This window comes from Undibacterium cyanobacteriorum (assembly GCF_031326225.1).
Lineage (GTDB): Bacteria > Pseudomonadota > Gammaproteobacteria > Burkholderiales > Burkholderiaceae_D > Undibacterium > Undibacterium cyanobacteriorum.
Genome location: NZ_CP133720.1, coordinates 4,084,149 through 4,108,254, shown reverse-complemented (window position 1 = coordinate 4,108,254; position 24,106 = coordinate 4,084,149). Strand labels below are relative to the sequence as shown.

Below are 24,106 nucleotides of genomic sequence, written 5' to 3'. Positions count from 1 at the left end.
TGTAACCCTCAGTAAAACCAACATTGTAATGCTAAAGCAAATTTTCTCCCGAACTTTACCTCTGCTCGCGACCATCATCGTGTGCATTGCTGGAATTATGCTTGGCAATTGGCAAACTCGTCGGGCGCAGGAGAAAGAAAACATCGCGCTTCAAATCGAGCAACAGGCGAAATTGCCTAGCGCATTGATCGATGCAAACCAACTCACAATGCCCCGTGCTTTTCAGCGTATCCATCTACGAGGGCAGTTCATTCAACAGTGGCCTTTGTATCTAGATAATCGCCCAATGAATGGCAAGGTGGGCATGGTTGCACTGATGCCTTTCCAACTTTCTGAGTCAAATAAGGCGGTGCTGGTGGCACGAGGTTGGTTTCAGCGCGATCTCAAGGAACGCACTAAAATACCGCGTCTTGAAATACCAAATGGTGAAATTGAAATCGCGGGTATTGTAAGACAGCATCTAGATCGCTCGATGCAATTGGGGGCGGATGAGATCATCACGCCAGGAAGTATTTTGCAGAATCTGTCATCGGCCGAGGTTGCCGCCACCCTAAAGCTTGATATGCCAGAATGGGTCCTTGAGCAAACCTCGACTCAAGGTGAGGGCCTGCAGCGCGACTGGCCAGTGCCATCGAATGGAGCTGATAAGCACAGGGCCTATGCATTTCAATGGTACGGCCTAACTGTCATGGCTTTCTTATTTTTTGTTGTAACAGGAATTCGACGTGGAAAACACACCAAATAAACAACGCAGTGGACGCTGGAAGCTTCTTCTTATTATCGCGGTTTGCGCTTCTCCCTTGATTGCGTCTTATTTTACCTACTATGTCATTAAGCCAGAGAGCCGTACCAATTACGGCAGCCTGTTAGATCCGCGTCAATTTCCGATGCCACAGCTCGCTGGTAAAAACTTAGAGGGGAAGTCGCAAGAACTCAGTGACTTCAAAGGTAAGTGGATCATGCTCCAGATCGATCGTGCTGCTTGTGAATCGGCCTGCCAAAAGAAGTTGTATGACATGCGCCAGCTACGCACAGCACAGGGCAAAGAGCGTGAGCGTATTGAACGTGTTTGGCTCATCACTGATGAGGCGACACCAGATGTCAAATTGCAAGAGGGAATCGCAGGAACCCGTTTTCTGCGTGTGAATCAAGCGGCGCTTGAAAAGTGGTTGCCGGTCGAAGCAGGCACCACCGTCTATGATCATATTTATCTGATCGATCCATTGGGAAATCTGATGATGCGCTATCCGAAAGATGCAGACCCCAATAAGATCAAAAAAGATATTTCAAAACTCTTGAAAGCATCGGCGATCGGTTGATCATGATAGATAAGCTTGTTTTAGCGCTCGCCCTATTGGCTGTTGGCTTTGCCTTAGGATCCATTGCGCTGTGGGTGGTGTGGCGCTCTAAAGATACCAACAAATATCGCAAATTGATTGCGGTGACTGTTTTCTTGACCTTCGACCTGATCGTTTTCGGCGGTTTCACACGTTTGACTGACTCCGGGCTCGGATGCCCGGATTGGCCCGGTTGTTATAGTGAAATGAATCCTTTGCTGGCGCATGAAGAAATTAAAGCTGCCGAGGCGGCCTTGCCACACGGTCCAGTCACAGTCGCTAAGGCGTGGATAGAAATGATCCATCGCTATCTCGCCATGGCAGTAGGGATGTTGATCGTGGCCCAAGTGATTGTTGCTTGGCGTATGTGGTATCAAAATCGACACGCTCAGTTTGCTGCTTCAAAACAGCCGAAACGCAGTCCTTGGATGGCGAGCTTTCTCCTATTTTTTGTCTGCTTGCAAGGCGCCTTTGGTGCCTGGACCGTCACCCTTAAATTGCAGCCCATCATCGTCACGACGCATTTGCTTTTGGGTCTCGGTTTATTGTCGCTTTTGGTGTGGTCTTTGGAGCGTGAACAAACATCACTCATCAAGCTTACGCATCGAGCTAGCGTATTGCGGATTCTGGCGCCTGTCGCGTTTGTATTGTTGTGGATGCAGATTGGATTCGGCGGCTGGGTAAGTACGAATTATGCTGCGCTTGCTTGTACTGGGTATCCGACCTGCAATGGCGTTTTGCTTCCCGATCTCGATTGGGAACACGCCTTTCATCTCTGGCGTAAGTTAGGCCAAACCGCTGAAGGTGAATATCTGCCTTATAGTGCCCTGGTTACTATACAGTGGGTCCACCGCAGTTTTGCTTGGGTGGCGATTTTTGCTGTCGGAAGCCTTGCGATGATACTGCGGTCGGAACCGCATTTGAAGATCTTGGGAAACCAGGTGCTTGCAGTGCTCCTCTTGCAATTCTTGACCGGTGTCGGAACGGTGTACTTCAATTGGCCTCTCGCACTCGCAGTCTTACATAATGCAGGTGCCGCCATGCTCGTGCTGATGCTGACCATGATAAACTATCGGGTTCGTTACAGCAGTTCAGCACAAGCAGCCTAAACATGAGCACATCTCTTCCCACTTCTAGTCGTTTGGCACAGTACTTAGCTTTGACCAAGCCTAGGGTTACCCAATTGGCGGTATTTTGTGCCGTGATCGGTATGTTCTTGGCAACCCCGACATTGCCTGATTGGCGTATCGTACTTGCCGCGACCGCAGGGATATGGTTGCTTGCTGGTGCGGCCTTTGCGGTCAACTGTTTGGTGGAACGAGAAATTGATGCGCGCATGGCACGCACGGCTCGCCGCCCGAGCGCGCAAGGCGAAATCAGTGAAAAGCAAATCATCGTGTTCTCGCTGCTGATCGGCGGTTTGGGAATGGCGATCTTATACTTTTTTGTTAACGCATTGACCATGTGGCTGACCTTCGTCACTTTCGTTGGCTATGCCGTCATTTACACCATCATTTTGAAGCCAGCGACACCGCAAAATATCGTGATCGGCGGCTTGTCGGGTGCCATGCCTCCTGCACTCGGATGGGCGGCAATCGCTGATGACGTACCTAAGCAAGCTTGGCTGCTAGTTCTCATCATCTTCGTTTGGACGCCACCGCATTTTTGGGCCTTGGCTATGTATCGTCGCGATGACTATGCTAAATCCGGTTTGCCGATGTTACCTGTGACGCACGGTCCAGAATTTACGCGCTTTCATATTTGGTTGTACACCATCGCATTGTTCGCAACCACCATGTTGCCTTATGCAATTCACATGAGTGGCTTGATTTATTTGGTGAGTGCCATCATTCTAGGTATCGGGTTCTTGTGGTATGCATGGCGAATATATCGTCACTATGATGATCTATTGGCACGTAAGACTTTCACGTTCTCTATCGTTTATCTGTCACTGCTCTTCTTGGCCTTACTGGTTGATCATTACATACGGTTCTAATATGACATCTACTCTTCGCGGTGGTTTGAGGTTCATGGGCTTGGCAACTGCTTTGGTGCTGAGTATTTTCCTAAGTGCCTGTGATCAAAATGGTGCGAAGAAAGCCAATGAAGCATTTCTGAATACGGATCTGACGGGACTCGATTATGTGAAGGACTTCAGTCTCACTGATCAATATGGTAAGACGCGGACTCTCAAAGATTTTAAAGGGAAAGCGGTGATCGTCTTTTTTGGCTACACCCAGTGCCCTGACTTTTGCCCAACCACCATGGTGGAAATGGCGAATGTGATGAAGCAGCTGGGGCCGCAAGCAGAGCGTGTGCAAGTTTTGTTTATTACGATTGATCCTGAACGCGATACGCAAGAATTATTGGCGAGTTATGTGCCGAATTTTGATAAGCGGTTTTTAGGTTTGCGCGGCAGTCTTGAAGATACTCAAAAGGTTGTTAAAGATTTTAAAGCTTTCTATCAAAAAAGCCCAGGTAAGACGCCAGACAGTTACACGATGGATCATACAGCGGCGAGTTACGTCTTTGATCCTGAAGGAAGATTGCGATTGTATGTCGCTTATGGCCAGAAGTCTGAGGCCATCACCCATGACGTGAAATTGCTGCTGCAATAGACTGCTTGCGATTTCGAATAGAAAGCAATACTGAAAATAAAAAACGGCACTTTGAAAGTGCCGTTTTTGTTTGCTAATGCGCTGGTTTAGTTGAAGCTGATTAAAGCAGTTTTCATCTTCTTTAAAGCTGCACTTTCAATTTGACGAATACGTTCTGCAGAAACACCATATTCATCGGCGAGCTCGTGCAAGGTCGCACCTGAACCATCATCATTTTTCAACCAGCGTGATTCGATAATGTGGCGTGAACGAGGATCCAATTTTGCCAGAGCGGATTCCAAACCTTCACTTTGCAAACGATCATATTGCTGCGCTTCGATGATGTTGGTCGGCTCTTCTGCATCCGTCTTCAAATAGGCGATCGGGGCGAATTTTTCGTCTTCGTCGTCACTCGAACCATCAAGTGCCACGTCACGACCAGACAAACGCATTTCCATTTCGATGACATCTTCGCGCTTCACATCGAGTTTTTCCGCGAGACTATCGATTTGAGATGGCGTCATGGCATCCAAACCTTCTTTATTGCTGCGCAAGTTGAAGAACAATTTACGTTGGGCTTTGGTTGTCGCAACTTTGACCAAACGCCAGTTCTTCAAGATGTACTCATGCATTTCGGCCTTGATCCAATGCATGGCATAGGAGACTAGGCGCACACCTTGGTCTGGATCAAAACGTTTAACGGCTTTCATCAGGCCAATATTGCCTTCTTGAATCAAATCCGCGTGGGGCAAACCGTAACCTAGGTAACCGCGAGCAATCGAGACCACTAAACGCAAGTGCGACATAACCAATTGTTGCGCAGCGTGCAGGTCGTTATTCTTTTTGAGTCGATTTGCTAAATCGGTTTCTTCTTCATGCGACAGCATAGGCAAACGATTGACGGCCGAAATATAGGCGTCGATATTGCCTAAAGTGCCGGTAAACCCCAGAGCTAAAGCGGTGCTGTCCGAGGGACGCAGGATGCCTTGTGCTGATGTTTGTGTCATGTTTCCTCCTGATTTCAATCAGATTCGTACTGTATTGCAAGGCCCAGAATGTTTCCTGAGGCCTTCAAGATCTTATATTAGCACTCAATTGGGATGAGTGCTAATAATCTGTTTGTTTTTCCGTTTTTCAAGTGCAGCAACAAGAAAGATTTTTATAAAACATAAAACGTTTCTTGGAAAAAACTTGAATTGCTGGCTATTAAATCGGAGGCGGAAGAGGCAAACAACGGTAAAAATGCCTTGTTTTTGCTCTGACATGAAAGGAACTTATTTAGAATCTGATTAGAACCTAAGACGAATGAATTGAAACTCATTGGAGTCTAAAATAAAAACTGAGGCTCTTTGTTTCGCCTCAGGTTTTTAGTAAAGAATTATTCAGCTATATAAAGATCCTTAGCAGACCTAGAGCGCTAATTTCGCCAGTTGGCGTCGAACTGAAAGATAGGCGCCTGCCCATCCAAGTAATTTGCTGATGAGGAGTAATGCCAAACTCGGAATGATGCCCAAGGGACTGAGATGAAATTCCGACGCGTACAATTTTGCAAAATCTGCAATGGCTTGATTCAAGGGCTGCAATGCCAGTGCCACCATGCCCAAAGCCAACAATCCAGAACACACGCCCATTAAAGCGCCGGTGTAGTAATAAGGCTTGTGAATAAAACTATTGTTGGCGCCCAACAAGCGACAAACACTGATTTCGGCGTGGTGTGATAGGACTTGTAAGCGCGTCGCATTAAACACGACCACGATCACTACCACAGCGAGAGTGCCAGCCAAGAACAGCAAGGCCAGTTCCAAGATATGCATCAAGGCGGCTAAACGCTTAACCCATGCTGAATCGACTTGCACCACATCGACACCATCAAGGCCGCGTAATTGGGCAGTGATGCTGTCTACTTTCTCTGCATCGGTGCTCGAGAGTGCTAAGACATAGGCGTCTGGCAGGGGATTACCACCCAAGGTTGATAATACTTCGGCCAAGCTGGAAGTGCTTTCCATGGTGGACAAGGCCTTGTCTTTAGGAACAAAGCTCAACTTGGCATTGATTTTATTATCCTTGAGCAGTTTTCTTAGCGGAGTCGCGAGCGCTGCGGCATCTGCGGTATTGATGTCGGTCTTAAGAAAGACACTAATTTCCGGTTCAATCGACAGCTGTGAGGCTACTGGGCGAATGTTCTCGATGATCGTCAAACCTGCGATGGGGAGCGCTAAAGCAATCGCAACCACTAGAACGTTGAAAAGAAAGTTACCTGGCGCAGCGCGCAAATGCTTGAAAGCGCCATTGAGCGCGTAAGCGTGTTGTCGGAACCAATTCGTCATAATCGATATAGCAGCAGTAATAGCAATATTATTTATGCAGCGTTTGCAGAAGTCCAAGCGTCAGTGACCTCACCTTTGTTGAGGTAGATCACACGGTTCGCTTGATCAAGGAATTGTTCGTCGTGACTGGAAATAATGCAGGTCACGCCCGAGCGCTGAAAAGCACGCAACGCTTCGATCACGATCATGGCATTGTCACGATCGAGATAAGCGGTCGGTTCATCCGCGAGGATGACTTGTGGTCGGTTGACGATTGCTCTGGCAATCATCACGCGCTGTTGTTCACCACCCGATAATGCGAGAGGATAGGCATCTGCCTTGTCTAGCATATTGAGACGCTCGAGTGCCGCGATGGCGCGAGTGCGTGCATCGTCGGTTGATTCCCCAATTACGATCATCGGTAACATCACATTGCTGAGTACGTCGCGATCCAACAAAAGGCCTTGGCCTTGCAGGATCAAACCTAACTTACGTCGCAAATAGGGAATGCCACTCGCACCTAGCTTGCTGATGTCTTGGCCATTGATAAGCAAGACGCCGGAGCTTGGTTTTTCGATACCCGCAATCATTTTGAGCAGGGTTGATTTCCCCGCGCCCGATGGTCCGGCTAAGAACACCAGCTCGCCATCGCCGACCGAAAATGAAACATCACGCAATGCGGCGATGTCGCCTGCATAGGTTTTGGAAACGTTCTGAAATTCAATCATGGTGCGCTCATTGAATCAGGTAAAGCATGGAACAAAAATGATGTGGTTTGATGTCGTGACAATGCTCATCATTCGATGTGGATCTTAATCGAACAAAGCATCAACGAACTCTTGCGCATTAAATGCTTGCAAGTCTTCGATTTGTTCGCCAACGCCAATAAAATAAACAGGAATTGGTCGTGTTTTCGCGATGGCTGCGAGTACGCCACCTTTCGCCGTTCCATCCAGTTTGGTAATGATCAAGCCGCTAAGTTGAAGAGCATCGTCAAAGGCTTTCACTTGTGCGAGCGCATTTTGCCCTGTATTGCCATCGATAACGAGCAAGACTTCATGCGGCGCGCCGTCCATGCTTTTGCCGATGACGCGTTTAATTTTCTTTAGCTCTTCCATCAAGTGGAGTTGCGTTGGCAAACGACCAGCAGTGTCGACCATGACGACATTGGTGCCACGCGCCTTTGCTGAACTGACCGCATCGAATGCGACGGCTGCGGGATCGCCAGATTCTTGTGCAATCACCGTGATGTTGTTACGTTCACCCCAAATCGCCAATTGCTCACGCGCAGCAGCACGGAAGGTATCGCCCGCTGCGAGCACCACCGATTGCTGATGTTTCTGCATGTGCATCGCCAGTTTGCCAATGGTGGTGGTTTTTCCTGCACCGTTGACACCCGATATCATCATCACCAAGGGTTGATGACGCCCTAATTCCAATGATTTTTGCAAAGGTGTCAGTAGCTCGCACAAGAGGGTTTTCAAGGCGGCTTTGACCTGTTCGGCCTCGGTCAGCTTCTCTTCTTTGACCTTGCGTTTGAGTTGCTCCAGCAAAAATAGGGTTGCTTCAACGCCGGCGTCGGACATCAATAACGCTGCCTCGAGTTCGTCGTATAAATCATCATCGATGCGCGCACCGACGAAAAGTGTGGTGAGGTTGGAAGAGGTTTTCGCCAAACCTTGCTTGAGACGCTTGAACCACGATAGCTTTTCGGTGTTCGGCGTTGGCTCTGCAGCGGCAGATTCTTGGATCTTAGACTCGACCTTGCTCGTTGCTGGTGTTTCGACGCTGCTGGCCACTGGATTGACGGGCGTTGGATCGAGTTTATTCGGTTCTGCGGCAGGTGTTTCTACGGGTTTTTTCTTGAAAAAGCTAAACATCGACGTTGCTCGTCATGGAAAGAATTAAGAGATCGTGGGAAGGCGGTTGTGGCAAGTACAAATTTCGTCTCAGGCCGGAAAACCGCTAGAATGCTGCCATTCTAACAGAGCAAGACAGCGAATTTTCGAGTTCGCATGAAAGCGAGCATGAAAGTGACGACAAATCGCCCACAAACCCCGAAGAAATCGAACTTGAGCAAAACCCCGCGGCAGATCCGTATCATCGGTGGGCAATGGAAACGTACGCCTCTGAATGTGGTCGATGGTGAGGGTTTGCGCCCAACTCCCGATCGCGTGCGCGAGACCGTTTTCAACTGGGTGCACCATTTATTCGATGGACAATGGGAAAGTAGGCGTGGCCTTGACTTGTTTGCTGGCAGTGGTGGGCTTGGATATGAGGCGGCCAGTCGCGGTATCGGAGAGATGCTGATGGTCGAAAATTTTGCACCCGCGTTTAAGCAGCTTGAAATGGTCAGACAGAAATTGCAGGCGAGCAATGTGCAATTACATCGCGCCGATGCCTTTGCTTTTGCTGAAACGCTGCGACGCCAGCGGCAAAGCTTTGATGTGATTTTTCTCGACCCTCCATTTCATCGTGGTTTTCTAGAGAAAATCTTGCCAATTTGTGTTGATCTCCTGCGTCCGAATGGCTTAGTCTACGTTGAAGGTGAGCAAGCTTTTGAAGCGCTCGCCACCGAACCAAGCACTGCGCCTTGGGAGATTGTGCGCAAAGACAAAGCGGGTATGGTTCACTTTCAATTATTGCAATGCAACAAAGATCTCGGAAATTCCTCAGGAAATCTGGGATAATCGCGGATTCTTAGAAAAAGTATTAAAAATTTGGGCTTCTTTTTTCAAGCGAAGGGTCCAGTTTTAGCATCTCACTCGGGGGAGTAAACATGGTTACTGCTGTATATCCAGGTACCTTTGATCCATTGACGCGTGGCCATGAAGATTTGGTTCGACGCGCTTCGGGCTTGTTCGATACCTTGATAGTAGGCGTTGCCGATAGTAAGAATAAACGCCCTTTTTTCACTGTCGAAGAGCGTTTGACGATCGCCAATGAAGTGTTGGGACACTACCCGAATGTGAAGGTCGAAAGTTTCTCAGGCTTATTGAAAGACTTTGTACGTAAGCATGATGCACGTGTCATTGTGCGTGGTTTGCGTGCGGTCTCCGATTTTGAATATGAATTTCAAATGGCCGGCATGAATCGTTATCTGTTGCCGGATGTCGAGACGATGTTTTTAACACCGTCTGATCAGTACCAATTCATCTCTGGAACGATAGTCCGTGAGATCGCCCAATTTGGTGGTGATGTTTCGAAGTTCGTATTCCCATCAGTCGACGCATGGCTGAAGAAGAAAATTGCAGAGCAACAAAAGTAAAACGTAAAAAGTAGAGCGTAGCAAAATGGCTTTAATGATCACCGATGACTGCATCAATTGTGATGTATGTGAACCAGAATGCCCTAACGAAGCGATTTCGATGGGGCCGGAAATTTACGAAATTGATCCGGACAAATGCACCGAGTGTGTCGGGCATTATGAAGAGCCGCAGTGCAAGCAAGTATGCCCAGTGAATTGCATTCCATTCAATCCCGCTTGGCGTGAAAGCAAAGAGCAATTGATGGACAAGTATTTGCGTTTGCAGGCCGACGCGAAATAAGTCGTCTTCTACGTTTAATGAGAATCACGCGGCATTCCAGATTTCCTATGCCGTCAAAACCGCCGTGCTGGCTTGTTGAGGTTTTGATTCATATTACTGCAGACCTTAATCTTCGGGCGAATCGATCACACGATTGCGCCCTTTTTCTTTGGCTTCGTACAAAGCGGCATCGGCCCTCTGCAGCAGTGCTTTCGCAGCCGATTCTATTTCGCCTAGATTGTGATCGTCCGAGAGTGTGGCAATGCCAATCGAAATCGTCACATCGCATAAACCTGTCATGCTTAATAAGAAAGGCTGATTCGCAATGCTCTTGCGAATACGTTCGGCGACATGGATCGCATCCTCATGGTTGGTGTTGACCAATAAGACTACGAACTCTTCACCACCGAAACGACCAATCGTGTCACTCAGACGCAGTTCAGCTTTGATGCGTTTCGCCGCTTCTTTCAGAACTTCATCGCCACCTTGGTGTCCGTGTATATCATTGATCTTTTTGAAGTGATCGATATCGAGGTACATACATGAGATGCCATAGTGTTGGCGTCGTGCTCGTCCAATTTCCTCGAGTATGCGTTGTTCTACATGGCGGCGATTGCTGACATTGGTGAGTGCATCTGTCAGGCCAATTTGTGTGAGGCGCTCACTGTTAATGACGTTCTCTAGGCAGATGGCAATAATGGAACCGAGGCGTTCGATAAAATCGGTACCCATGTCGATCTCGAAGCGATCAAGTTGGTCGCTGCCGAGGTTCAAGCACCCCAACAATTTGCTTTGTCGTATCAGCGGAATAATCGCTACACTTTGCGGCGGCGTGGCGTAAGGCGCGAACCACTTTTGGTGTTCATTTGCTTCATAAGGACCGACAATTGATTTTCGGAGCGGCTTGTCTTCATGGCGCAATTCGATTTCATTTTGCGCAAACAATAAGAAGGGAAATTCGTCACTGGCGATATTCAGATCGGCCAACATTTCTTGTAAGTTGTGCTGGGAATTGAGCAAGCAAAGCGTGACTTGATCGAGCTCGCACATATCGGCCAAGGTCACGAAGATGTGGCGAATCAATTCACGAAAGCTCTGTGAGCCGATCAACTGTAAATCAAGGCTTTGGTGACGCTGCAAAATAGCCTGATTCTGTCGAGCTTCGTTAATTAAGTCATTCAGCTGAGCGCGTACCAATTGCAACTCATTTTGCATGGCAATCCCGGGACTCAGTCCAGCAGATGAGGAGGTGGGTGTCGTATGCTTATCCATAAGCTCTTTCATGGTCGAATGAAGTGCTCAATAAAATTGATCTTGCGCTGAGCCTTTTTGTTTCGAAACTGCGGAACTTCCCTCACGCTTTTATATTCATAGTGATAATGCCATAACTATATCGTTTGGTGGTGTGCTTTGCTCGAAGTATGCGACAGAGTGTGGCGAATAAAAAGTCCTTGATGACCTTGTTCCTACTTGGTCTTATAATGAAAAGCATGAAAAAAAATACACGTTTTGTGAGGTCGATCGCATCTCGCTTGAGTCCATTCCTTTCTTTCCTTGGTTCAGCGCGCCTTGATCATCTGCGCTTGGGCCTTTTGGTTGTTCTTGCAATTCCTATCGGGGCAATTGCGCAAACGCCATCGGCCGAAAAGCCTCATCGCGTTAAGGTCGCGTCAGTCGAGATCAGCGGTATGCGCGATCAAGACTGGAAACCATATCGAGTATTGTTGCGTGGTCTTGATGCTTATGAATCTCACCGCGCTATGGCTCCCGATACGTCCTTCCGTTTTGTGTTGCGCCCGCAAAGTGAAGAGCTTGAAGTGGCTGATACTCATTTGAAACTGGTTGGTGAAAATGTCGTGTTGCCGATTCCTATCGCTGAAGATTGGTCGTTCGCGCTGCCGAGGAATCAGCAAGCCGCTGAGGAAAACGCCGAACTCGTTTTGAACCAGAGACAAAACCGTATGCGTTGGAATTTGCTTGCGATTCGCAGCAAAGGTTTGGCGGAGCATCATCGACGCTTGGGAGATTTGCGTTTGACGTGTGAAGTCTTCGCGGCCATGGAAGATTGGGATAAGTTACGACGTCAACTGGGTTTGCGTGGTGTCAATTCCGGTAACGCCTGTGTCTCGCCGCGTTTGAATTGGACTTTTTATGAGCGTCTGCCACTCAAAAGCGCGATGTTGATTAACGAAAAGCGCACGGAAAACCTGCGCCTAACGCCTGATCGTTTGGGATTTGTGGTCTATCTGTTTGATCAATCATGGAGTGACCATGCTTTGATTCAGCTCGAGTTCGACGAACAGATGGAGTAGCGAGGGAGGAGTTTGTGGTGAGGCGGCTGTGGAATTACTAGCCGCATCACCCTGTAGAGATGAGTCAGACCTTTGCGCGCGGCCTGACTCAGGAGAGGCAGATTAGACGTTAAACAAGAAGTTCAGAACGTCGCCATCTTTAACGATGTATTCTTTGCCTTCAGCGCGCATTTTGCCGGCTTCTTTGGCGCCAACTTCGCCTTTGTGAGCGATGTAATCTTCAAACGCAATCGTTTGGGCGCGAATGAAGCCACGCTCGAAATCCGTGTGAATCACACCTGCAGCTTGCGGTGCGGTGTCGCCAATGTGAATCGTCCAAGCGCGCACTTCTTTGACGCCCGCTGTGAAATAAGTTTGCAAGCCCAACAGTTTGAAGGCGGCGCGGATCAAACGATCGAGGCCAGGTTCTTCCATACCCATGTCGGCCAAGAAAGCTGCTTTGTCATCATCTTCGAGGTCAGCGATTTCAGATTCAATCGCAGCGCAAATGGCCACGATAGGTGCGTTCTGTTTCGCTGCGTAAGCTGTTAATTGGTCGAGCAAAGGATTGTTCGTAAAGCCGCTTTCCGACACGTTGGCGACGTACATGGCAGGCTTTGCTGTGATCAAGCACATAGGCTTAATCAAGGCCATTTCTTCTTTGTCTAAACCCATGGCGCGGATAGGCGTCGCGTCATTCAGGCCAGGCATGATTTTCTCGAGCAAAGTGACGAGTTTGAGTGCATCTTTATCGCCGGAACGAGCTTTCTTGTTTTCGCGATGAATGGCTTTTTCGACGGAACCCATGTCAGCCAAGCATAGTTCAGTTTGGATGACTTCGATATCGTCGAGTGGGCTCACTTTGCCAGCAACGTGAATCACGTTATCGTCTTCAAAGCAACGCACTACATTGACGATCGCATCGGTCTCGCGAATGTGCGCCAAGAATTGATTACCTAAGCCTTCACCTTTGGATGCGCCTGCGACTAGACCAGCGATATCGACAAATTCCACAATCGCATTTTGAATGCGCTCTGGTTTGACGATGTCAGACAATTGTTTCAGACGCGGATCCGGAACTTCAACGATCCCTACATTAGGTTCGATGGTACAGAAAGGATAATTTTCTGCTGGGATACCCGCTTTAGTCAGCGCGTTGAAAAGGGTCGATTTGCCGACGTTTGGGAGGCCGACGATGCCGCATTTGAGACTCATGATTGACTTTGCTTAAGAAAATGGCACATCTCACAAGTTGGGTGAGATGCGTCGAGAATAGGAAAATGAAGCCGCTATTTTACACTAAGCGCTTTTTTGTCCAAAACCTTACTCATTCATTGGTTTGGGCTTGAAAGTGATAAGCAATGCGGCTACTTGAAAGGCGATGTAGGAAAATGCTGAGGAAGAAGGCTGCAACGGTGAGTCCTAGTACCAATCCGATCCAGAACCCCGTGGCTTCCATCGGCTTGGTTGGGTGCCATGGCATCCAATCTGGGGCCAAACCGAGTGCGCAACCGACTGGCAGTGCAACGCCGTAAAAAGCCAAAATATGGATCAACATCGGGATGCGTGTGACTTTGTAACCGCGCAGCGCGCAAGCCAGAGTCACTTGGGCAGCATCAGAAAGCTGGAAGATGGCGGCCAACAGCAACAGGTTGGCAGCCACTTCTTGCACTGCCGGATCTGAGGTATAGGCTGCCGCAACTTGATAGCGAAGCAAGGTCATAAAGGTCGCTGAAAAGACCGCGAACACCAAGCCAACGCCGACTCCCACCCATGAAACGAAGCGTGCATGTACAACATCGCCTTCACCAAGTGTTTGACCGACTCGGGTAGTTAGTGCAATCCCTAAGCTCATCGGCACCATGAAAATCAGCGACGAAAAATTGAGGGCAATCTGATTGGCTGAGATGGCAACCGTACCGAATTTGGCGACCAGCAGACCCACGGCACAAAAGGCTGAGACTTCAGCAAAATAAGTGACGCCGATAGGCAGACCAATCTTTAACATGCTGCGGATTTCTGACCACTTTGGTCCTTCGCGATGAGTGAAAGGGAAGGTCGCGTGATAGACAGGGGCGCGATGCGTCCACCACAGCATGCAGAACAGCATCAGCCACATACCCAGCCCAGTCGCTACTGCGCAGCCGGTCGATCCTAATTGTGGCAAACCAAACTGACCGTAAATCAGTAGCCAGTTCACGACGATATTGAAAATCAGGCCGATGATGGCGATCACCATGACCGGTTTAGTCTCGTTCAAACTAGTGGTGTAGCTATATAGGGCACGATACATCGCGAAAGCAGGCATGCCTATGCTGATCACATGTACAAATTCACTCGCTTTTTTGTGGACCTCGGGTTCGAGCTGCAAATAGTCGAACACGAAGGTCGATGCGTTGAGCAAGAGGCAAGCAAGCATGCCGACCCCGAACGCCATCCACATGGATTGACGCATGATGTGGGGAATCTTATCAAACGCGGAGGCGCCTACTTCATGTGCAACGACCGCATTGATCGCGATCATGATACCCATCACCGTCACCAGAATAATCGACCAAAGTGAGGCGCCCAAAGCGACCGCAGCTAAGTCTTCTGCACTCAGATGACCCGTCATTGCCACATCCGAGACGGCCATGCCGACCGTAGCAAGTTGACCAATCAATACAGGCCAAGCAATTTGCCAAAGTTTTGCAATTTCGCTACGGATTTTCGATTTCATTGCGGGTTAATTATGGAGATCTTCAATAACAGCGGCGAATCTTACCTGAACTGATGATTGCATTGGTTGTAAGTGAGCTTCGTTTCAACGTAAAAGCGCTTGACTTGAATTCTGCGAACACATAGGCTGCGCAACCAATCGCATGATGGCAGACCCAAACTATCTGTACCTGAACGCATCGTAACTTGTTCCATTCTATTTGCAAGCGGATTCATTTCTATGAGATATCAAAGTCGACAATGGCTGGTTTTGTTGTGGTGCTTTTTGCCACTTTTTACGTTAGGAATGCTTTTTTTCGATATGCGCGGACAAAATCTTGCGCTCTTGCCTCGCGCCGTTTTGGTATTGCTTTTTGTGAACGTCTTGGTGCTTTCGGTCTTCGGGTTTTTAAGTATTCGGATCGATTCACAAACTTTGTTTTGGAGCTTTGGGCTCTTGGGGTGGCCTCGTTGGCGTCTAGCCGTCGCGGAAATCGCCTCAGTTGAGGTGTGTGAAACGCAGTGGTATGAAGGGAAGGGGATTCGCTTTACCCGTGAGGGCATGCTGTACAACGCAGCGGGTCGTGGTGCCGTGCGAATTACGAAGAAAGATGGCAGTCAATTTCGTCTTGGCTCCGCGGAACCTGAAGTCTTGTGCCGCCACTTGAACCAGATCATTGCACTCTCTTAGGGGCAATTGCGGGTCAACGGGAGAATCTTGAACAAGTGACTCGCTGATATGAGCCTCCCCTGTTTCCTTATGAAGGCGCGAGGCTCGCCGCGAGGAAACGATTGCATGCTTAGGCTTGGTGGGCTTGAATCGATAATACCAATTCTCAGCGGTTTCATCCGTTCCTTAGATTGAATAAGTAAGGGATAGTTAGATGGTAATTTAGCTTCTCAAAATAATATTTTTAGTTTCAATTTTGTTTTCATAAAAACAAATAATTTGTTTAAAAATGCCAAACTTTCTTCAAATTCGTTGCTTTTTGACATTTTCCTTTTAATTGCATTCAAGTAAGATCGCGGGCTGATCAAAAACTGGAACTAATACCAGTTGTTATGGTCAGTAGTTGCGCCCTTGGGCAAATCACAAAAAACCAGCTATGTGTCATCACCGATCAACATAGTACACAGGAAATCATATGAAACTTAAGCAAATTACTCAGTCCATGTTGGCTGTGGGTGTGGTGTCGTCAGCATTCATCGCAATGCCAAGCTACGCTCAAGAAACACAACCCAAAGTTCAACGCGTAGAAGTGACCGGTTCGAGCATCAAGCGTAGTGACTTTGAAACAGCCGCTTCGGTTCAAGTGTTGACCCGTGCGGATATCGAACGTACAGGTGCAAACACAGCATTGGGCGTGATTACGGACTCCGTCTCCGTCAATACAGCGATCAACTCAGCAAGTTCTAGCTCTGGTAGCTTCGCAACCGGTTCGTCAGGCGCGAGTATGCGTGGTCTCGGCAAAGTCTCGACTTTGATCTTGGTCAACGGCCGTCGTATTGCACCGTATGGCTTGGCTGATGGCGCACAAGAAAACTTCACCAACCTCGATGCTATCGCTTCGGATGCGATCGATCGTATCGAAATTTTGCGTGACGGTGCTTCCGCGATTTACGGTTCCGATGCGATCGCTGGCGTTATTAACATCATTTTGCGTAAAGACTATCAAGGCGCTGAAGCGAAAATCGGTTATCGCTCTGCATTTGATTTCCAAGATTTGCGTAGCCGTAATTTCTCTGCAATCTACGGTTATGGCGATGTCGAGAAAAATGGCTTTAACACTTACATCACAGTAGAAGGCTACAAGCGCGATGGTTACACCACTGGTGATTTGCGTAACCAATTCCCAGACTGGCACCGCCAAACACCAGGTCGTTCGACTTGGGATGCGAAAAGTTCTTTCTCGCCAACGGGTAACTACTTCTTGAGTGCAACGAACATCGTTGCTGCTCCAGGTTGCCCAACTGATGCGATCGATCCAGTCGATAAGCAATGTAAGATGGATATCTTGGGCTATAGCGGCCTGACGACCAACAACGAACGCTATGCTTTCGCAAGTAATACAAACTTCAAAATTGGCAAAGATATCAATGCTAATTTCGAATTAACCTACGCAAACGCTTACAACTCCTACATCGTTGCGCCGTTCAACGTCAGCAACGGCTCCACGACAACGTCGACCAGCATTTGGTACAACGTGTACGGTGGCAAAATGGTGGGCCCATTCTCTTATCCAAAATTGCCAGTTGGCCATCCAAACAATCCATACGCGACGCCAGTTGAATACCGTGCGCGTATGATGGATACAGGTAATGGCTTTAACTTCAATAAGACAAATTCTGATCAGTACCGCGCTATGTTGGCCTTGGACGGCACCATCGGTAATTTCGATTGGAAATCAGCAGTTGGTTTCATGAATTCGACAGCGGACAAAGCGACTCGCGCAGTGAGTGCGAAGGGTTACACCGATGCGATCATCAATAAGACCTATAAATTCGGTCAACAAAACGATCGCGCTTTGTTGGAAACCATGTTCCCAATTCGCACAACCAAAGGTGAATCAACGATCACTTTTGCTGATGCGGTTGTGACTGGTGAAGTCATGCGTTTGCCAGCAGGTCCATTGCAAGTGGCGTTTGGTACAGATCTTCGTCGTGAAGAATATCAGATGAAGAGCTCTGACAATGTCTTGAACGGTGACTTGGTAGGTATCTTCGGTTTACAAGTGAAAGATACGCGCAACCAAGCAGCGATCTTCGGTGAAGCAACGATTCCTGTTGTGAAAAAAGTCGAAGTTAGCGCGGCTTTGCGTGCCGATAAAACGGACGGTTTCGAAGCACACGTGTCGCCAAAATTGGGCTTGCGTTACACACCAACGGAAGGTTTGTTGATTCGTGGTACAGCCTCTGGTGGTTTCCGTGCTCCAAATATCGTTGAATCTGGTAATGGCTTGGGTCGTTCTTCTGTTGCGACAGGTGTTAACGATTTGCGTCGCTGCCCAATCGCGAATGATTTGAACGCATTGGTTCAAAACGCTCCAGGTGCAACGACAGCTGATAAAGCTTTGGCGAATGGCTATCGCGGTAATGATTGCTCTGCAGGTTTGCCAAGCTTCGTTGCATCGAACCCGAATTTGAAACCAGAGACTTCACGCTCCTTCACTTTAGGTTTGGTTTACTCTCCAAGCAAAGAATGGTCTTTCGCGATCGACTTCTTCAATATCGAACGTAAAGATGAAATCGGTACTCGTTCTGTGACGGACGTTTTGAAAGGCGAAGCAAGTCTTCCAGCAGGTCAGTTGATTCGTGTTGATAACACAGCGACAGACAATGAGTTCTTAGCTTTGGTGAAAAAATATGCACCGAATAATGCCATCAATTTCCAAGGTATCGGCAAGTTGGGTATGATCTACAACCCATACGTCAACACCAGCAAAACACGCGCATCCGGATATGATTTCGATATTACATCGCGTCAAAAATTGGATGGTATCGGTACTTTGACGATGAAGTTGGATGGTAACTACAACACGAATTACCAACAGTTCAGTCAAGCTGATAACAAGTGGGGTCCTAACCAAACAGGTACTTATGACTTCGGCGGCAAGATGGAAATCAAACTGTCGGCTGATTTGAAAACAGGTAACTGGAATAATAGCGCGATCGTGAGCTACAACAGCGGCTACAGCACGAACAGCATTGCATCACCAACTTATTGCGTAACGCAAAAAGTGACTGCAGAAAACATGGCAACATGTATTCGTGTTGATGCATCGACCGTTGTGAACTACAGCTTGACCTACTCTGGTATCAAAAATACTAAGCTCAACCTGTACATCGGCAACTTGTTTGGCGCTGAAAATCCAACTGATTGGCGCGGTGGCTGGTCTCCAAACTTCCGTACATACTACGTGAACGCATCTTACAAGTTCTAATCGAATTTGTTGGAGAGGGAAGCGGCGCAAGCCGCTTCAGTTTGGAAGCTTGATACAAGCCCTAAATTACAAGCCTCGAATGAAAAAGCCAGACTGCGGTCTGGCTTTTTTTACGTCTGCATTTCCAACGCATTCATTTTGTTGTGTGTAGTTGCGTCATAGCTTCGGCAAATTGACCTTGGACCAGTTTCGGAATGACTTCCAAGGCACGGGCGATCGATTCGTCGATTAATGTTTGTTCTTCCTTGCGTGGTCGATGCAAAACGAAATCAGCCACACCTTGCTGCAAGTTGAGTGTGCGCGGATGACCGATTCCGATGCGCATGCGCCAATAGTCCTGCGTGCCGAGTGCAGCCGTGATGTCTTTGAGGCCGTTGTGACCGCCACTTGAGCCACCCTTTTTAAGTTTGGCGAGACCCGGCGCAATGTCGAGTTCGTCGTGCACCACCAATACTTGATCTGGTGTGATTTTGTAGAAGCGGCAGATGGCGCCGACGGATTGACCAGAGCGATTCATAAAAGTTTGTGGTTGTAGCAGCCACACCTCCTCACCAGCGATGCGGGTTTTGGCGACCAAGGCGTTGAAGTTTTTGTCGCGCTGTAAGCCCATGCTCGCCAGCTGATCGACTAGCCAAAAGCCCGCATTGTGGCGGGTTTGCTCATATTCTGGCCCCGGATTGCCGAGGCCTACGATTAGTTTGATGCTCATAAAGGTTTAAGAATTTTTTTTGCGAAAAACTAGGCTTCTAGGCGTTGAGTGCCTCTATTTCTTCTTCAATAAAGGCAACAAGTAATGTCCCGTCACACTATGCTCATTCGCCGCCACATCTTCTGGCGTGCCACTGGCAATAATGCGTCCGCCACCAGCGCCGCCTTCAGGCCCCATGTCAACAATCCAATCTGCTGTTTTGATGACATCGAGATTGTGTTCGATGATAACGACCGTGTTGCCTTGATCACGCAAACGATGAATTACTTTCAGTAGCAGGGCGATGTCATGGAAATGCAAGCCCGTGGTGGGTTCGTCCAAAATGTAAAGCGTACGACCTGTATCGCGCTTAGACAATTCAAGTGAGAGTTTGACGCGCTGTGCCTCACCACCCGATAAAGTCGTGGCGCTTTGGCCTAAGCGGATATAGCCCAAACCAACGTCGAGGAGGGTTTGCAATTTGCGCGCGATGAGCGGCACGGCTTTGAAGAATTCATGTGCATCTTCCACCGTCATCTCTAAGATTTCATGAATGTTCTTACCCTTGTATTGCACTTCCAAAGTTTCGCGGTTATATCGTTTGCCGTGGCAGACGTCGCACGGTACATACACGTCGGGTAAGAAGTGCATTTCCACTTTCAACACGCCATCACCTTGGCAGGCTTCGCAGCGGCCGCCTTTGACGTTGAATGAGAAGCGCCCTGCGCTGTAGCCGCGCTCTTTGGCGACCGGAACAGTGGCGAACAAATCGCGGATTGGTGTGAACAAGCCGGTGTAGGTCGCTGGATTGGAGCGAGGAGTGCGACCAATCGGCGCTTGGTCGACCGAAATGACTTTATCAAAATGTTCCAAGCCACTAATGCTATCGAACGGTGCTGGTTCCGTTTGCGAACCATACAAATGACGTGCCGCTGCCAAATACAAAGTGTCGTTGACCAAAGTCGATTTACCCGAGCCCGAAACACCCGTCACACAAGTTAATAAACCGACGGGCAGCTTAAGATTGACCTTCTTCAGATTATTGCCGCAGGCGCCACTGATGACGAATTGTTTGTCAGCATTGAAGGCGGTGCGCTTCTTCGGCACGCTGATTTCTAAGGCACCAGACAAATATTGCGCTGTCAGCGAACGATTATTTTTCATGATGTCGTCAAGACCGCCGTGGGCGATCACTTCACCACCGTGCACGCCTGCACCGAGACCCATATCGACAATGAAGTCCGCGGCACGAATCGCATCTTCATCATGCTCAACGACGAGCACGCTATTGCCGATATCACGCAAGTGTTTCAAGGTGCCGATCAAGCGATCATTATCGCGTTGATGCAAACCAATTGACGGTTCGTCGAGCACATACATCACGCCGGTCAAACCAGAACCGATTTGTGACGCCAAACGAATCCTTTGCGCTTCGCCGCCAGACAATGTATCGGCGCTACGATCGAGCGAAAGATAGTCCAAGCCAACGTTATTGAGGAAGGTCAGGCGTGAGCTGATTTCCTTGATGATGCGGTCCGCGATATCGCGCTTGGCACCTGTCAATTTGAGCTTGCTAAAGAACTCCATACCATCACGCAATGGCATTTCGCTGATTTCAAAAATCGCTTTTTCTTGTTTGCCGCTACCGACTTTGACGAAGCGCGCTTCGACGCGCAAACGAGCGCCATGGCAGGAAGGGCATTCTTTCTCGTTGATGAATTTTGCGAGCTCTTCTTTAACTGCCATCGAATCTGTTTCGCGATAGCGACGCTGCAAATTGTTCACCACACCTTCGAAAGTGTGCTCTTTGATGACTGTGCGACCTTTTTCATTGATGTAGGTGAAAGGGATGGTCTGTTTGCCGGAGCCATACAAGACCACGTTCTGCGCGCTTTCGGACAATTGTTCGAATGGCGTGTCGAGATCAAAGTCATAGAATGCGGCGAGGTTTTGCAGCATCTGGAAATAAAATTGATTGCGTCTATCCCAGCCTTTTACGGCACCGCTGGCGAGTGAAAGATTGGGGAAGGCAACGATACGTTTGGGGTCGAAGAATTCGATATGCCCCAAGCCATCACATTCAGGGCAAGCGCCCATCGGATTATTGAATGAGAATAGACGTGGCTCTAATTCTTGCAAGCTGTAGCCGCAAATCGGGCAAGCAAATTTGTTCGAGAACAGTTGTTCATGGCCACTATCCATATCGACCACCAAAGCGCGGCCTTCGGCAATGCGCAGGCAAGTTTCGAAAGACTCAGCCAAGCGTTGTTTGATCTCTGCTTTGACTTTGACGCGATCGACTACCACGTCGATGCTGTGCTTTTCTGTTTTCTTTAATTTTGGCAAATCATCGACGTCATAAATTTTCGCTGCATGGGTACCGCTCTGAATGCGGAAGCGCACGAAACCCTGTGCCTGCATTTGCTCGAACAAATCGACATGTTCACCTTTGCGATTCGACACCACCGGCGCCAAGATCATCAGTTTGGTGTCTTCTGGCATGGCCAAGACCGCATCGACCATTTGCGACACCGATTGTGCCGCCAACGGATTCTCTGGATGATCAGGACAGTAAGGTGTGCCAACGCGAGCGTATAGCAAACGTAAGTAATCGTGAATTTCTGTGACCGTGCCGACGGTGGAACGTGGATTGTGCGAGGTCGCTTTTTGTTCAATTGAGATCGCTGGCGACAGGCCTTCAATCAAATCAACATCGGGCTTTTCCATCAACTGCAAAAATTGGCGCGCGTAAGCCGACAAAGATTCAACATAACGGCGCTGTCCTTCGGCATATAAAGTATCAAACGCGAGCGAGGATTTGCCGGAACCGGATAAACCCGTAATCACGACCAGTTGATTGCGAGGCAAATCAAGATTGATATTCTTTAAGTTATGCGTGCGCGCACCACGAACCCGAATCGCTTCCTTTTTAGGAATCGGAAAATCATTCGTGTCGAATTCCAATTCACTAGGCTTGTTAGCTTTGGAAGCCTTGGTAGTTTTTGCGGTGCTGGTTCTGGCGCTCTTGCTGATGGTCATGAAAACTTCCTGCAAAGGTACAAATGTTAGGCGGTGATATGAAGTAGGAATATTGGGGTTCGTTGATCATGGCGTCATGACAGCGAATTACCTAGATTTCCTGTTCAACTGCAAATTCCGTGCGCTTTTTTAATTCAAAAGCGAGCAACCTGATACTATAACGGGTTTTCGAAATTTGGCGCGAGCTCTGCTTCAATATTGTCCCGCTTAGTCCGGCTTGACCAGCTGTCATGGCGAGAAATTGCCACCGCCATCGAGTAGTGTTATCACAATTTGTGGGCATATTTGCTATCGGCAATGCCTACCCCCAGTAAACCTTATGAATAACGCAACATCTTTGCCGCCCGATTCTGCTGCCCCTGAGACTGCGGAACACATTGATCGCATGACGAGTTCCGAAATCCGCGCGGGTTTGTCGCTCGCGTCGATTTTTGCGCTACGTATGCTGGGCCTGTTCATGATGTTGCCGATCTTTGTTCTACATGCCAAATCACTCGCTGATGGCAGTAGTGATAGCTTGATTGGCATGGCCTTGGGGATTTATGGGATTACCCAGGCTTGCTTGCAATTACCATTTGGTATCGCTTCCGACAAATATGGCCGTAAGCCGGTGATTGTGTTCGGCTTGATCTTGTTTGTGCTGGGCGCGGTGATTGCAGCCTTGTCGCATACCGTGATGGGTTTGTTAATTGGTCGTGCCATTCAAGGTTCAGGGGCGATCTCGGCGGCGATTACCGCTCTCTTGGCCGATACTACTCGCGAACAACATCGCACCAAGGCGATGGCGATGGTCGGTGGATCCATCGGCATGAGTTTCGCGCTGGCGATGGTATTGGCGCCGGTCTTGTACTTGAGCATCAACATGAGTGGCATTTTTTGGATGATTGCGAGTATGGCCTTGGCCGCCATCGGCGTTGTGCTATGGGTGACGCCGAATGCGCCGAAAATCGTCGCGCCGAAAGTGCCATTAACAGAGGTGCTGAAAAATCCTGAGCTAATGCGTTTGAATTTTGGTGTGTTCGTTTTGCATCTGAGCCAAGTAGCGATGTTTGTGGTGCTACCGACCGCTTTGGTACAGGTCGCCCATATTGCTCTGGATCACCATTGGCAAGTGTATTTGCCGGTCATGTTCGTTTCCTTCATCGTAATGGTGATGTTGATCATGCGCGGCGAACGCGGTGGCAAGATGAAGCAGGTGTTTGTATGGTCAATCGCGCTCTTGATGGTGGCGCAGTTGGGCTTCTGGGCCTTGTTTGATCATGCTTATACCATTATCGCTTCCTTATTCATTTTCTTCGTCGCCTTTAATACCTTGGAAGCCAGCCAACCTTCTTTGGTTTCGCGCTTGGCACCACCTGCAGCGAAAGGCGCGGCCCTGGGTGTGTACAACACGCTACAGGCTTTGGGCTTAGCAACTGGCGGCGCACTCGGTGGGTGGATGAAACAACACACTGGTACCACCAGTATCTTTATTTTCACTGCAGTTTTGTCTTTGATCTGGCTTATAATCGCAGTCCGCATGCCGGAAATTGCAAAGCGCGGCGGCAGTCAGTAGTCGTTTTATTAGAAGTAAAAAGCAGTGCAGAAGTAGTTGTAAGCAAATTTGTTCTCCTGAATGGAATGCATTTTTGATTAGATGAAACATGTGAGTTACGTTGATAAACCAAGGTTGTTGGTCGCTTT

At 48.5% G+C, this 24,106-nt stretch carries 21 protein-coding genes; 12 read left to right on the top strand and 9 right to left on the bottom strand.

The features are described 5' to 3' along the window. The first annotated feature begins 28 nt into the window (after positions 1-28). Genes RF679_RS17175 through RF679_RS17155 form a run of 5 tightly spaced genes read left to right on the top strand, consistent with a single transcriptional unit; the run spans position 29 to position 3,955 of the window. Entirely contained in the window at positions 29-745 is a 717-nt protein-coding gene (locus tag RF679_RS17175; RefSeq protein ID WP_309481852.1) for an SURF1 family protein, read from the top strand. Then, a complete protein-coding gene (locus tag RF679_RS17170) occupies positions 726-1,319 on the top strand; it encodes an SCO family protein (RefSeq protein WP_309481851.1) in 594 nt (197 codons plus the stop codon). Before RF679_RS17175 ends, RF679_RS17170 begins: the two co-directional genes overlap by 20 nt. A 2-nt stretch (positions 1,320-1,321) precedes the next feature. After that, complete coding sequence (locus RF679_RS17165) at positions 1,322-2,446, top strand: COX15/CtaA family protein (protein ID WP_309481850.1); 1,125 nt, start codon at positions 1,322-1,324, stop codon at positions 2,444-2,446. Positions 2,447-2,448: 2 nt separating this feature from the next. Continuing rightward, entirely contained in the window at positions 2,449-3,333 is an 885-nt protein-coding gene (cyoE, locus tag RF679_RS17160; RefSeq protein WP_309481849.1) for a heme o synthase, read from the top strand. A 1-nt stretch (position 3,334) separates the two neighbouring features. Further along, the gene (locus tag RF679_RS17155; protein ID WP_309481848.1) at positions 3,335-3,955 is read left to right on the top strand and encodes an SCO family protein; all 621 of its coding nucleotides are present in this window, start codon (positions 3,335-3,337) and stop codon (positions 3,953-3,955) included. An 86-nt stretch (positions 3,956-4,041) separates the two neighbouring features. On the opposite strand, the gene rpoH is transcribed toward RF679_RS17155, so the two are convergent. The 4 genes from rpoH to ftsY form a co-directional block, all read right to left on the bottom strand. Beyond that, positions 4,042-4,941: an RNA polymerase sigma factor RpoH gene (gene rpoH, locus RF679_RS17150; protein WP_309481847.1), complete on the bottom strand. Its 900-nt coding sequence runs from the start codon at positions 4,939-4,941 to the stop codon at positions 4,042-4,044. Between the two features lie 402 nt (positions 4,942-5,343). Next, a complete protein-coding gene (locus RF679_RS17145) occupies positions 5,344-6,261 on the bottom strand; it encodes a cell division protein FtsX (protein WP_309481846.1) in 918 nt (305 codons plus the stop codon). 32 nt (positions 6,262-6,293) lie between these two features. Beyond that, positions 6,294-6,968, bottom strand: coding sequence for a cell division ATP-binding protein FtsE (locus tag RF679_RS17140; RefSeq protein ID WP_309481845.1), 675 nt, complete (start codon positions 6,966-6,968; stop codon positions 6,294-6,296). Positions 6,969-7,052: 84 nt separating this feature from the next. Then, positions 7,053-8,120 (bottom strand): signal recognition particle-docking protein FtsY, encoded by a 1,068-nt coding sequence (gene ftsY / locus RF679_RS17135; RefSeq protein ID WP_309481844.1) that lies wholly within the window; start codon positions 8,118-8,120, stop codon positions 7,053-7,055. 147 nt (positions 8,121-8,267) lie between these two features. On the opposite strand from ftsY, the gene rsmD reads away from it, so the two are divergent. The 3 genes from rsmD to RF679_RS17120 all read left to right on the top strand — a co-directional run bounded on the left by rsmD (position 8,268) and on the right by RF679_RS17120 (position 9,788). Next, a complete protein-coding gene (rsmD, locus tag RF679_RS17130; protein WP_309481843.1) occupies positions 8,268-8,930 on the top strand; it encodes a 16S rRNA (guanine(966)-N(2))-methyltransferase RsmD in 663 nt (220 codons plus the stop codon). Positions 8,931-9,019: 89 nt separating this feature from the next. Then, positions 9,020-9,508 (top strand): pantetheine-phosphate adenylyltransferase, encoded by a 489-nt coding sequence (gene coaD, locus RF679_RS17125; protein WP_309481842.1) that lies wholly within the window; start codon positions 9,020-9,022, stop codon positions 9,506-9,508. A 25-nt stretch (positions 9,509-9,533) separates the two neighbouring features. Then, positions 9,534-9,788 (top strand): YfhL family 4Fe-4S dicluster ferredoxin, encoded by a 255-nt coding sequence (locus RF679_RS17120; protein ID WP_309481841.1) that lies wholly within the window; start codon positions 9,534-9,536, stop codon positions 9,786-9,788. Between the two features lie 105 nt (positions 9,789-9,893). On the opposite strand, the gene RF679_RS17115 is transcribed toward RF679_RS17120, so the two are convergent. After that, positions 9,894-11,039 carry a GGDEF domain-containing protein gene (locus tag RF679_RS17115; protein ID WP_309481840.1) on the bottom strand — a complete coding sequence of 382 codons (1,146 nt, stop codon included), beginning with the start codon at positions 11,037-11,039 and terminating at the stop codon, positions 9,894-9,896. 218 nt (positions 11,040-11,257) lie between these two features. Here RF679_RS17115 and RF679_RS17110 point away from each other — a divergent pair, with 218 nt between their 5' ends. Further along, positions 11,258-12,079: a hypothetical protein gene (locus RF679_RS17110; protein WP_309481839.1), complete on the top strand. Its 822-nt coding sequence runs from the start codon at positions 11,258-11,260 to the stop codon at positions 12,077-12,079. Between the two features lie 102 nt (positions 12,080-12,181). Here the strand turns inward: RF679_RS17110 and ychF are convergent, their stop codons facing one another. Together ychF and RF679_RS17100 are read right to left on the bottom strand one after the other, a co-directional pair. After that, the gene (gene ychF, locus RF679_RS17105; protein WP_309481838.1) at positions 12,182-13,273 is read right to left on the bottom strand and encodes a redox-regulated ATPase YchF; all 1,092 of its coding nucleotides are present in this window, start codon (positions 13,271-13,273) and stop codon (positions 12,182-12,184) included. Positions 13,274-13,385: 112 nt separating this feature from the next. Then, the gene (locus RF679_RS17100; protein WP_309481837.1) at positions 13,386-14,777 is read right to left on the bottom strand and encodes an MATE family efflux transporter; all 1,392 of its coding nucleotides are present in this window, start codon (positions 14,775-14,777) and stop codon (positions 13,386-13,388) included. A gap of 300 nt (positions 14,778-15,077) precedes the next feature. Between RF679_RS17100 and RF679_RS17095 the strand changes: the two genes are divergently transcribed. Together RF679_RS17095 and RF679_RS17090 are read left to right on the top strand one after the other, a co-directional pair. Then, positions 15,078-15,446, top strand: coding sequence for a hypothetical protein (locus tag RF679_RS17095; protein WP_309481836.1), 369 nt, complete (start codon positions 15,078-15,080; stop codon positions 15,444-15,446). 454 nt (positions 15,447-15,900) lie between these two features. Beyond that, entirely contained in the window at positions 15,901-18,696 is a 2,796-nt protein-coding gene (locus tag RF679_RS17090) for a TonB-dependent receptor plug domain-containing protein (RefSeq protein WP_309481835.1), read from the top strand. 133 nt (positions 18,697-18,829) lie between these two features. Here RF679_RS17090 and pth read toward each other — a convergent pair whose 3' ends face one another. Then, positions 18,830-19,405 carry an aminoacyl-tRNA hydrolase gene (pth, locus tag RF679_RS17085; RefSeq protein ID WP_309481834.1) on the bottom strand — a complete coding sequence of 192 codons (576 nt, stop codon included), beginning with the start codon at positions 19,403-19,405 and terminating at the stop codon, positions 18,830-18,832. Positions 19,406-19,459: 54 nt separating this feature from the next. After that, positions 19,460-22,423, bottom strand: coding sequence for an excinuclease ABC subunit UvrA (gene uvrA, locus RF679_RS17080; RefSeq protein WP_309481833.1), 2,964 nt, complete (start codon positions 22,421-22,423; stop codon positions 19,460-19,462). Positions 22,424-22,808: 385 nt separating this feature from the next. Here uvrA and RF679_RS17075 point away from each other — a divergent pair, with 385 nt between their 5' ends. Next, a complete protein-coding gene (locus tag RF679_RS17075; protein WP_309484041.1) occupies positions 22,809-23,978 on the top strand; it encodes an MFS transporter in 1,170 nt (389 codons plus the stop codon). Positions 23,979-24,106 lie beyond the last annotated feature (128 nt).

Bases quoted from the DNA above. Each gene is read 5' to 3' on its own strand.
- RF679_RS17175 (WP_309481852.1), top strand. From the start codon at position 29: ATGCTAAAGCAAATTTTCTCCCGAACTTTACCTCTGCTCGCGACCATC.
- RF679_RS17165 (WP_309481850.1), top strand. From the start codon at position 1,322: ATGATAGATAAGCTTGTTTTAGCGCTCGCCCTATTGGCTGTTGGCTTT.
- cyoE (WP_309481849.1), top strand. From the start codon at position 2,449: ATGAGCACATCTCTTCCCACTTCTAGTCGTTTGGCACAGTACTTAGCT.
- RF679_RS17155 (WP_309481848.1), top strand. From the start codon at position 3,335: ATGACATCTACTCTTCGCGGTGGTTTGAGGTTCATGGGCTTGGCAACT.
- rpoH (WP_309481847.1), bottom strand. From the start codon at position 4,941: ATGACACAAACATCAGCACAAGGCATCCTGCGTCCCTCGGACAGCACC.
- RF679_RS17145 (WP_309481846.1), bottom strand. From the start codon at position 6,261: ATGACGAATTGGTTCCGACAACACGCTTACGCGCTCAATGGCGCTTTC.
- RF679_RS17140 (WP_309481845.1), bottom strand. From the start codon at position 6,968: ATGATTGAATTTCAGAACGTTTCCAAAACCTATGCAGGCGACATCGCC.
- ftsY (WP_309481844.1), bottom strand. From the start codon at position 8,120: ATGTTTAGCTTTTTCAAGAAAAAACCCGTAGAAACACCTGCCGCAGAA.
- rsmD (WP_309481843.1), top strand. From the start codon at position 8,268: ATGAAAGTGACGACAAATCGCCCACAAACCCCGAAGAAATCGAACTTG.
- coaD (WP_309481842.1), top strand. From the start codon at position 9,020: ATGGTTACTGCTGTATATCCAGGTACCTTTGATCCATTGACGCGTGGC.
- RF679_RS17120 (WP_309481841.1), top strand. From the start codon at position 9,534: ATGGCTTTAATGATCACCGATGACTGCATCAATTGTGATGTATGTGAA.
- RF679_RS17115 (WP_309481840.1), bottom strand. From the start codon at position 11,039: ATGGATAAGCATACGACACCCACCTCCTCATCTGCTGGACTGAGTCCC.
- RF679_RS17110 (WP_309481839.1), top strand. From the start codon at position 11,258: ATGAAAAAAAATACACGTTTTGTGAGGTCGATCGCATCTCGCTTGAGT.
- ychF (WP_309481838.1), bottom strand. From the start codon at position 13,273: ATGAGTCTCAAATGCGGCATCGTCGGCCTCCCAAACGTCGGCAAATCG.
- RF679_RS17100 (WP_309481837.1), bottom strand. From the start codon at position 14,777: ATGAAATCGAAAATCCGTAGCGAAATTGCAAAACTTTGGCAAATTGCT.
- RF679_RS17095 (WP_309481836.1), top strand. From the start codon at position 15,078: ATGCGCGGACAAAATCTTGCGCTCTTGCCTCGCGCCGTTTTGGTATTG.
- RF679_RS17090 (WP_309481835.1), top strand. From the start codon at position 15,901: ATGAAACTTAAGCAAATTACTCAGTCCATGTTGGCTGTGGGTGTGGTG.
- pth (WP_309481834.1), bottom strand. From the start codon at position 19,405: ATGAGCATCAAACTAATCGTAGGCCTCGGCAATCCGGGGCCAGAATAT.
- uvrA (WP_309481833.1), bottom strand. From the start codon at position 22,423: ATGACCATCAGCAAGAGCGCCAGAACCAGCACCGCAAAAACTACCAAG.
- RF679_RS17075 (WP_309484041.1), top strand. From the start codon at position 22,809: ATGACGAGTTCCGAAATCCGCGCGGGTTTGTCGCTCGCGTCGATTTTT.